Source organism: Macromonas bipunctata (genome assembly GCF_002837135.1).
Lineage (GTDB): Bacteria > Pseudomonadota > Gammaproteobacteria > Burkholderiales > Burkholderiaceae_C > Macromonas_A > Macromonas_A bipunctata.
Genome location: NZ_NWBQ01000003.1, coordinates 50,133 through 58,907 on the forward strand (window position 1 = coordinate 50,133; position 8,775 = coordinate 58,907).

The window sequence follows — 8,775 nt, forward strand, 5'->3', positions numbered from 1 at the left end:
GCCGGGGTCGTACCGGGCCTTGTCCTGCGGCCCCTGGCTGCGCCTCTTCCGGTTTTTTTGCCCCATGCGACTTTCCCGCTTCTGGCCTGTGCTGCTCGCTGCCCTGACCCTGGTCGGCTGCGGCACCGCCCCGACCGCCCCCACCGAGGGCGATACCGCCCTCCAGACCCCCTCCGGCGCGGACACCGCCACCGGCTCGCCCTACGTGCTGCAGGCGCCCCGGCGGCGCAGCGAGGCGCAAATCCCCGGTGACGGCCTGTCGGCGCTGGGCCTGGTGGTGCCGCGCTCCAGCTCGGCGGTGGCGCCGTTGTCGGCGCCCAAGGACTTGTGGGAACGCATCCGGCGCGGCTTTGCCATGCCCGACCTGGAACACGAGCTGGTACACGACCGCGAACAGTGGTACGCCAGCCGCCCCGAGTACATGGAACGCATGACCGCACGCGGCAGCAAATACCTGTTCCACATCGTCGAGGAGCTGGAGCGGCGCAACATGCCCACCGAACTGGCGCTGCTGCCCTACATCGAAAGCGCCTACAACCCGCAGGCCGTCTCCAGCGCCAAGGCGGCGGGCATCTGGCAATTTATGCCCGCTACCGGCAAATCGTTCGACCTGCGCCAGAACATGTTCCGCGACGACCGCCGCGATGTGCTAGCCTCCACCCGCGCCGCGCTCGACTACCTGGAACAACTGCACCGCATGTTTGGCGACTGGCACCTCGCGCTGGCCGCCTACAACTGGGGCCAGGGCAACGTGGGCAAGGCCATCAAGCGCAACAGCGGCGCAGGCCTGCCCGCCAGCTACGCCGAGCTGAAAATGCCCGACGAGACCCGCTACTACGTGCCCAAACTGCAAGCGGTCAAAAACATCGTGGCCAACCCGGCACGCTACCGCACCCAGCTGCCCGACATCGGCAACCACCCCTTCTTTGACACCGTGGCGCTGCAACGCGACATGGACGTGGCGCTGATCGCGCAACTGGCCGACATCAGCGAAAAAGACTTCCGCCAGCTCAACCCCGCCGTCAACAAGCCCGTGATACTGGCCGGTGGCGGCACCACCATCTTGCTGCCGTGGGACAACGCCACCCTGTTCGAGCAACGCCTGGCCCAGCACAGCGGCCCGCTGGCGAGCTGGACTGTCTGGACGGTGCCCAACCGCATGAGCGTGTCGCAAATTGCCAGCCAACTGGGCGTAGAAGAAAGCGAGCTGCGCGAGCTCAACAAGATCCCGCCGCGCATGCAGGTCAAGGCCGGCTCCGCGCTGCTGGTGCCGCGCCAGGGCGCGCAAGACCAGGACGTGCCCAGCCACGTGGCCGACCACGGCCAGATCCTGCTGGCCAAGGAAGCCCCGCCACCGCGCCCGGCGGCCCCGGTGCAGCGCAGCAGCGTGCGCGTGGACAAAGGCGACACCCTGATTGGCCTGGCGCGCGAACACGGCATCAGCGTGAGCAACCTGGCCCAGTGGAACGGCCTGAGCACCAAGGCCTCGCTCAAGACCGGGCAAACCCTGCAGCTGCGTGCCCCGGAGAAAAAGAACACCGCCAGCAGCAAGCGCAGCAGCGGCAAAAGCAAGAAAGCCACCAACACCCAGGTGAACAGCAAGGACAAGACAACCCGGCAGACCAACAACCGCCGCACCAGCAGCAGCAAGAAAACCCAACCGCCAAAAAACAAAGGCCAGCAACGCTGACCCAGGCTTGGCTTGAGGTTGAACCGGCCCTCAGCGCCGGTCGGCCAAGGCGTGGGCAATGGTGCCCAGGTCCACGTACTCCAGCTCGCTGCCGATGGGCACGCCGCGCGCCAGCCGCGTGACCTTGACGCCGTGCGGCTGCAGCGCCTGCGCCACAATGTGCGCGGTGGCCTCGCCCTCGGCGGTGAAGCCGGTGGCCACAATCACCTCCTGCACCGGTGGCACCACCGCCGCAGTGGGCAGCAACACGCGGCGCAGCAGCGCCTGCAAGCCAATGTCGTGCACCCCCCGGCCATCCAGCGGGCTCAGGCGCCCCATCAGCACAAAATAGCGCCCCTGGTAGGCGCCGGTGCGCTCCAGCGCCAGCTGGTCGGCGGGAGTCTCCACCACGCACAGCAGGGCATCGTCGCGCGCCGGGTCGGTACACACCGGGCACAGCTCCAGCTCGGTCAGCGTGTGGCACAGCGCGCAATGGCGCAACTGCGCCACCGCCAACTGCAGTGCCTGCGCCAGCTGCAGCGCGGCAGCGTGGTCGTGCTGCAACAAGTGGAACGCCATGCGCGACGCCGACTTGACCCCCACCCCCGGCAGACGCTGCAGGGCGCGCAGCAAGGCCTCCAACGCCGGGGCTCCGGGGTGCAGCATCGGGGTGGCGCTCAGCGCGTCAGAACGGGAACTTCATGCCGCCGGGCAGGCCCGGCATGCCGGCGGTGATCTTGGCCATCTTCTCGGCGCTGGTTTCCTCGGCCTTGCGCACGGCGGCGTTGAAGGCGGCGGCCACCAAGTCTTCCAGCATGTCCTTGTCCTCGGCCAGCAGGCTGGGGTCGATGGTGACGCGCTTGACGTCGTGCTTGCACGTCATCAGCACCTGAACCAGGCCCGCGCCCGATTCGCCCGTCACCTCGATGTTGCCCAGGTCGTCCTGCGCCTTTTTCAGGTTGTCCTGCATGGCCTGCGCCTGCTTCATCAAACCCGCGAGTTGTCCTTTGTTGAACATGGAGATACCTTACAAAATACAAGAAACATCAAAAAGCATCCGCGCCTTACACCGACTGGATGCTGCCGGGCACCATTTTGCCGCCAAAGTCGCGCAGCAAGGCCTGCACCAGCGGATCCTGCGCCGCCGCGTCCTCGGCGGCACGCTGGCGCGCCTGCCCTGCGGCCACCTGGCGCCGGGCCTGCGAGTCGCTCACCGGCCCTTGCTCCAGCTGCAGCCGCACCGCATGGCCCGCCTGCTGCAGCGCCTTTTGCAGGCCGTCGCGCGTGCTGGGCTGCATCAGCGACTCCGCCGCCACGCGCAGGTACCAAGTGTCGCCCTGCGCCGCCACCCATTGCGACTGCAGCGCCAGCTCGCGCACCAAGGCCGTGATCGCCCCAGCCTGCACCAGGCTGGCCACCAGCGCGTACCAGCGTTCGGCCCCATCATCCGCGGCGCCAGAGGCATCTGCCGTGCGGGCGGCAGCGTCGGGCACGGGTGCTGAAGGCACGACCGGCGCACTGGCAACGGGCACAGGCGCGGCAGCAAACGGCGGCGACGCCACCACAGGCGCCGGTACGGGCGCCCATGCAGCGGGCGCGACAGCAGAGACAACAGGAGGCGCGGCAGCGAGTGTGGCCATCCGCGCGGGGGCAGGCTGCACCGCTGGTGCAGGTGTTAAAGCTGGCGCCACCGGCACCATTGACTCAATATTCAGGGTTTTTTTTTCCGGGGCGGGCGGTGTTGCAGAACCAGCCACACCCGGCGGACGGAACGCCAGCAGGCGCAGCAGCACCATCGTCAGCCCGGCGTATTCGTCGGGGGCCAGGCCGAGCTCGGCGCGGCCATGCAGGCACAGGCTGTAGAGCAGTTGCGTGGCGTCGGGCGGCAGCAGGGCGGCCAGGCGCGCAATCTCGGTCTGCTCCGGGTCGGTGGCCGTGGCCAGACTGGGCACCGCCTGCACCACCGCCATGCGCTGCAGCGCGCCGGTCATGTCGTCCAGCGCCGCCACGGCGCTGAAGCCGTTGAAGCGCAAGGTGTCCACCGTCTGCACCACCGTCTGGCCGTCGCCCGTGGCCAGGGCCTCGATCAGGGCCCACACGTGGCCGCTGTCCACCGCACCCAGCATCTGGCGCACCGTGGCCTCCTGCAGCTGGCCGTTGCCAAACGCAATCGCCTGGTCGGTCAGGCTCAGGGCGTCGCGCATCGAGCCCCGCGCCGCACGCGCCAGCAGGCGCAGCGCCGCCACCTCGGCGGGCACCTCCTCTGCCGCCAGCACGCGGGTCAGGTGCTCCAGCACCGTGTCGGGTGCCATCGGGCGCAGGTTGAACTGCAGGCAGCGGCTCAACACCGTGACCGGCACCTTCTGCGGGTCGGTGGTGGCCAGCACAAACTTCAGGTACTCGGGCGGTTCTTCCAGCGTTTTCAGCATCGCGTTGAACGCGGTGTTGGTCAGCATGTGGACTTCATCGATCATGAAGACCTTGAAGCGCCCCTGCACCGGCTTGTACACCGCTTGCTCCAGCAACGCTTGCACCTCGTCCACGCTGCGGTTGGAGGCCGCATCCAGCTCGGTGTAGTCCACAAAACGGCCCGCGTCGATGTCACGGCAGGCTTGGCACACACCACACGGCTCGGCGGTGATACCCCCCTGCCCATCGGGCCCCACACAGTTGAGCGACTTGGCCAAAATGCGCGAGACGGTGGTCTTGCCCACCCCGCGCGTACCCGTGAACAAATAGGCGTGGTGCAACCGCTGCGTGGCCAACGCATTGCCCAAGGCTTGCACCACATGCTCTTGCCCCACCATTTCGGCAAAGTTTTTGGGACGGTACTTGCGGGCCAGAACAACATAAGACATGAGCGGATTCTATCTGTGGCTTACAATGCACCTCTGACGGGCCTTCCCGCATGGGGAAGCGGCCAACCGGGTCAGGTGGGGAACCAAGCAGCCCTAACCGTGGAGCCAGTGCCGGGGTCAAGGCTCGTCACCTTCTACTGTATCAACGCAGCAACACGATTTGAGGCGCATTCTCATGGCCAACGAGCTCATCCAACACGTCACCGATGCCAACTTTGAAACCGCCGTGGTACAAGCCGGCCAGCCGGTGTTGGTGGACTTCTGGGCCGAATGGTGTGGCCCTTGCCGCAGCATCGCCCCCATTCTGGACGAACTGGCCACCGCCTACCAAGGCAAACTGCAAGTGGCCAAACTCAACGTCGATGAAAACCGCGAAGTCCCGGCCAAGTTCGGCATCCGTGGCATCCCCACGCTGATGGTGTTCAAAGACGGCCAGCTGGCCGCTACCAAGGTCGGCGCCCTGAGCAAGGCCCAGCTGATCGCGTTTGTGGACCAGCAACTGGCCTGAGTCGGCCATTGCCCCTGTTTTCCCCAGTGTCCGGGTGCAAGGCCCGGGCACTTTTCCTGCCATAATTGGCCACGGGCTTCAGGTCTAGCCCGGCATTCAGGTTCAAGCGCGCCACAGTTCAGCCGCGCCGCAGCCTCACCCTTCTTTTCTCCTCCTTACTTTTACGCTCCCTCTGTTGCGGAGTCCCGTCCATGCACCTGAACGAACTCAAGGCACTGCACGTGTCTGAAGTGCTCAAACAAGCCGAAGCCCTCGAAATCGAAAACACGGGCCGCATGCGCAAGCAAGAGCTGATGTTTGCCATCATCAAGAAACGCGCCAAGACTGGCGAGGTGGTGTTCGCCGATGGCGTGCTCGAAGTGCTGCCCGACGGCTTTGGCTTCCTGCGCAACATGGACACCAGCTTCACCGCCTCCACCGACGACATCTACATCTCGCCGAGCCAGATCCGCCGCTTCAACCTGCACACCGGCGACATGATCGAGGGCGAGGTGCGCATCCCCAAGGACGGCGAACGCTACTTCGCGCTCAACAAGCTCGACAAGATCAACGGCTTGTCGCCCGAGCACAACAAGCACAAGATCATGTTCGAGAACCTCACGCCACTGTTCCCCAAGGAGCAGATGCGGCTGGAGCGTGACATCAAGACCGACGAGAATATCACCGGACGCGTGATCGACATCATCGCCCCCATCGGCAAAGGCCAGCGCGGCCTGGTGGTGGCCCCGCCCAAAAGCGGCAAGACCGTGATGATGCAGCACATCTGCCACGCCATCACCGCCAACCACCCCGAGGTGGAGCTGATGGTGCTGCTGGTGGACGAACGCCCCGAGGAAGTGACCGAGATGCAGCGCACGGTGCGCGGCGACGTGATTGCCTCCACCTTCGACGAACCCGCCGCGCGCCACGCCCATGTGGCCGAGATGGTGATCGAGCGCGCCAAGCGCCTGGTGGAGCTGAAAAAAGACGTGGTGATCCTGCTGGACTCCATCACCCGCCTGGCCCGCGCGTACAACAACGTGCTGCCCAGCTCTGGCAAAGTGCTGACCGGCGGCGTGGATGCCAACGCGCTGCAGCGCCCCAAGCGCTTTTTTGGTGCCGCGCGCAACGTGGAAGAAGGCGGCTCATTGACCATCATCGCCACCGCACTGGTCGATACCGGCAGCCGCATGGACGAGGTAATCTTCGAGGAATTCAAAGGCACCGGCAACAGCGAAATCCACCTCGACCGCCGTCTGTACGAAAAGCGCGTCTTCCCGTCGATCCAGCTCAACCGCAGCGGCACCCGCCGCGAGGAGCTGCTGCTGGCACCTGAAATTCTGCAAAAGACCCGGATTCTGCGCCAGTTCATGTACAACATGGACGAGGTCGAGGCCATGGAGATGGTGCTCAAGAGCATGAAGCAGACCAAGAACAACCACGAGTTCTTCGACCTGATGCGCCGCGGCGGCTGATGCGTTTTTGCGGCGCAACAGTATAATCAGCGGTTTTTTGGCGGAAAGTGTGCTGGATGGGCCAGCACGGCTGCCGCCGCTGCCGGGCCGTGGTGCCCACAAGGAAGAAGCGATGAAAGAAGGCATTCACCCCAACTACCGCGACGTGCTGTTCGTGGACCTGTCCAACGGCTTCAAGTTCGTGACCCGTTCCTGCGCCAACACCCGCGAGACCGAGACCTTCGAAGGCAAGGAATACCCGCTGTTCAAGCTGGACACCTCCTCTGAATCGCACCCGTTCTACACCGGCACCCAGAAGTCGGTGGACAACATGGGCGGCCGTGTGGAAAAGTTCCGCAACCGCTTTGCCCGTGGTGCCGCTGCGGCCAAGTAAGCCTGCGCGCGTTCACACCGACCTTTGCGTCGAACCAGCAGCCGGTGCCACCGGCTGCTTTTTTTTGCCCCCGCCATGTTCCACCCCACTCCCGCCATTGTGACCCGGTTCGCGGCCCGACGCCTGCCGCGCTGGGTGCTGATTCTGCTCGGACTGGCCTACGTGGTGCCGGGCCTGCTGGGGCGCGACCCCTGGCGCCACAACGACCTGGCCGTATTTGGCGCCATGCTGGACCTGGCGCAATACCCGCAACACTGGTGGCAGCCGCAGGTGCTGGGCCAGGCTGTGGACACCGGCGCCTGGCTGCCCTACTGGCTGGGTGCGGCTGCGATCCGGCTGCTGCCCTTTGTGCCCGCCGACCAGGCGATGCGGCTGCCGTTTGCGGGCCTGCTGGTGCTGACGCTGGCGGGCACCTGGTACGCCACCTACCACCTGGCCCGCCTGCCCACGGCGCAGCCGGTGCATTTTGCCTTTGGCGGCGAGGCCCAGCCCGCCGACTACGCGCGTGCGCTGGCCGACACCGCCTTGCTGGCCCTGGTGGCGTCGCTGGGGCTGGGGCTGCTGTCGCACGAGGCCGGCCCCAGCAGCGCCCAGCTGGCGTGCAGCGCCCTGCTGCTGTACGCCAGCGCCCGCCTGGCCCAACCCGCCGACGCCAGCCGCCGCTTTGGTACCGGGGCCGTGCTGTCGTGGTGGTGCGGTGCCGTGGGCCTGGCGCTGAGTGGCGCCCCGGTGGTGGGTGCCACGCTGGGCCTGGGCTGGCTGGGCTGGTCGGCGCACGCACTGTGGCGCCAACGCGAACCGGCCAGCGGCCAACTCTGGCAAGGCGTGACCTGGATCGTGTGTGCCACTGGCACACTGGCCGCCGGGGCGCTGCTGTGGCAGGCCGACCCAGCGCGCTGGGTGCGTATCTGGCACCAGCTGCCCCAATGGGCGCACTGGAGCACCTGGCAAAGTTATGCCGAGCTGTGGCTGTGGTTTGCCTGGCCCGCGTGGCCGCTGGCGCTGTGGACGCTGTGGCGCTGGCGCCACCGCCTGCACAGCGCCCACATTGCGCTGCCGCTGTGGTTTGTGGCGGTGGCGACGGTGTGGTCGTGGCTGCTGCTCGGGCAGGACCGCGCCTTGCTGCTGGCCCTGCCCGCGCTGGCGTGTCTGGCGGCCTTTGCTGCGCCCACACTGCAACGCCACGTCACGGCGCTCATGGACTGGTTCGCGCTGCTGTTCTTCAGCGGCTGCGCCGCCATCATCTGGCTGTTCTGGCTGGCCATGCAGACCGGCCTGCCGCCCAAGCCTGCCGCCAGCGTAGCGCGGCTGCTGCCCGGCTTCAGCGCTGAGTTCTCGGGCTGGCAGTGGTGGCCGGCACTGCTGGCCACCGGGCTGTGGCTGGGGTTGGTGGTGTGGCGGCTGGGGCGGCACCAGCCCGCGCTCTGGAAGAGCCTGGCCCTGTCCGCTGCGGGCAGCGTGCTGTGCTGGCTGCTGCTGATGACGCTGTGGCTGCCCGCGCTCAACCACGGCATGGGGCTGGCACCCATTGCACGCCGCATTGCCGCCCTGGCACCGCCCGGCACCAGCTGCACGCTGGTGCATGGCCTGCGCGCCAGCGAGATCACCGCCCTGCACTACCACGGCGGCCTGGCGCTGCAACGCACCGGCACCGCTGCACCGGCACACAACGGCGACCAATCCTGCCAACTGCTGGTGGTGGCGCCACAGGCGCTGGCAACGCTGGCGCAGGTGGTACACCTGCCGGACTGGGAAGTGCTCTCCACCGTGCCACGCCTGCGCGAGAACCGCGAACGCTGGCTGGTGTTCAGCCGCCGCACTGCGCCCGGCACCGACAGCAGCGCCGAAGAGACGCCCGGAAACTAGCCCGGATATTTCACCGTAGATCGCCCCGTTGCCTCTTTTATCACTTT

General features: G+C 66.7%; 8 protein-coding genes and 1 other RNA gene. 6 read left to right on the plus strand and 3 right to left on the minus strand.

The window, feature by feature from the left end; all coding sequences use genetic code 11:
- Positions 1-64: 64 nt before the first annotated feature.
- Positions 65-1,690 (plus strand): transglycosylase SLT domain-containing protein, encoded by a 1,626-nt coding sequence (locus tag CON76_RS00690; protein ID WP_101101091.1) that lies wholly within the window; start codon positions 65-67, stop codon positions 1,688-1,690.
- A gap of 30 nt (positions 1,691-1,720) precedes the next feature.
- Here the strand turns inward: CON76_RS00690 and recR are convergent, their stop codons facing one another.
- Genes recR through dnaX form a run of 3 tightly spaced genes read right to left on the minus strand, consistent with a single transcriptional unit; the run spans position 1,721 to position 4,527 of the window.
- The gene (gene recR / locus CON76_RS00695; RefSeq protein WP_101101093.1) at positions 1,721-2,335 is read right to left on the minus strand and encodes a recombination mediator RecR; all 615 of its coding nucleotides are present in this window, start codon (positions 2,333-2,335) and stop codon (positions 1,721-1,723) included.
- 19 nt (positions 2,336-2,354) lie between these two features.
- Complete coding sequence (locus tag CON76_RS00700) at positions 2,355-2,687, minus strand: YbaB/EbfC family nucleoid-associated protein (RefSeq protein ID WP_101101095.1); 333 nt, start codon at positions 2,685-2,687, stop codon at positions 2,355-2,357.
- Between the two features lie 46 nt (positions 2,688-2,733).
- A complete protein-coding gene (gene dnaX / locus CON76_RS00705) occupies positions 2,734-4,527 on the minus strand; it encodes a DNA polymerase III subunit gamma/tau (RefSeq protein ID WP_101101097.1) in 1,794 nt (597 codons plus the stop codon).
- Positions 4,528-4,562: 35 nt separating this feature from the next.
- Here dnaX and ffs point away from each other — a divergent pair.
- From ffs to CON76_RS00730, 5 genes are all read left to right on the plus strand, one after another.
- An RNA gene (ffs, locus tag CON76_RS00710) (signal recognition particle sRNA small type) lies at positions 4,563-4,659 on the plus strand.
- Positions 4,660-4,702: 43 nt separating this feature from the next.
- Positions 4,703-5,035, plus strand: coding sequence for a thioredoxin TrxA (gene trxA / locus CON76_RS00715; RefSeq protein ID WP_101101099.1), 333 nt, complete (start codon positions 4,703-4,705; stop codon positions 5,033-5,035).
- A gap of 191 nt (positions 5,036-5,226) precedes the next feature.
- Positions 5,227-6,489, plus strand: coding sequence for a transcription termination factor Rho (gene rho, locus CON76_RS00720; protein ID WP_101101101.1), 1,263 nt, complete (start codon positions 5,227-5,229; stop codon positions 6,487-6,489).
- Between the two features lie 112 nt (positions 6,490-6,601).
- On the plus strand, positions 6,602-6,862 hold the full coding sequence (locus CON76_RS00725; protein WP_101101122.1) for a type B 50S ribosomal protein L31: 261 nt from the start codon (positions 6,602-6,604) through the stop codon (positions 6,860-6,862).
- 75 nt (positions 6,863-6,937) lie between these two features.
- Positions 6,938-8,728 (plus strand): hypothetical protein, encoded by a 1,791-nt coding sequence (locus CON76_RS00730; RefSeq protein WP_101101103.1) that lies wholly within the window; start codon positions 6,938-6,940, stop codon positions 8,726-8,728.
- The last annotated feature ends 47 nt before the right edge of the window (positions 8,729-8,775 follow it).

Excerpts from the sequence above, each read along its gene's own strand:
- rho (WP_101101101.1), top strand. The coding sequence starts at position 5,227 with ATGCACCTGAACGAACTCAAGGCACTGCACGTGTCTGAAGTGCTCAAA.
- CON76_RS00730 (WP_101101103.1), top strand. The coding sequence starts at position 6,938 with ATGTTCCACCCCACTCCCGCCATTGTGACCCGGTTCGCGGCCCGACGC.
- trxA (WP_101101099.1), top strand. The coding sequence starts at position 4,703 with ATGGCCAACGAGCTCATCCAACACGTCACCGATGCCAACTTTGAAACC.
- recR (WP_101101093.1), bottom strand. The coding sequence starts at position 2,335 with ATGCTGCACCCCGGAGCCCCGGCGTTGGAGGCCTTGCTGCGCGCCCTG.
- CON76_RS00725 (WP_101101122.1), top strand. The coding sequence starts at position 6,602 with ATGAAAGAAGGCATTCACCCCAACTACCGCGACGTGCTGTTCGTGGAC.
- CON76_RS00700 (WP_101101095.1), bottom strand. The coding sequence starts at position 2,687 with ATGTTCAACAAAGGACAACTCGCGGGTTTGATGAAGCAGGCGCAGGCC.
- CON76_RS00690 (WP_101101091.1), top strand. The coding sequence starts at position 65 with ATGCGACTTTCCCGCTTCTGGCCTGTGCTGCTCGCTGCCCTGACCCTG.
- dnaX (WP_101101097.1), bottom strand. The coding sequence starts at position 4,527 with ATGTCTTATGTTGTTCTGGCCCGCAAGTACCGTCCCAAAAACTTTGCC.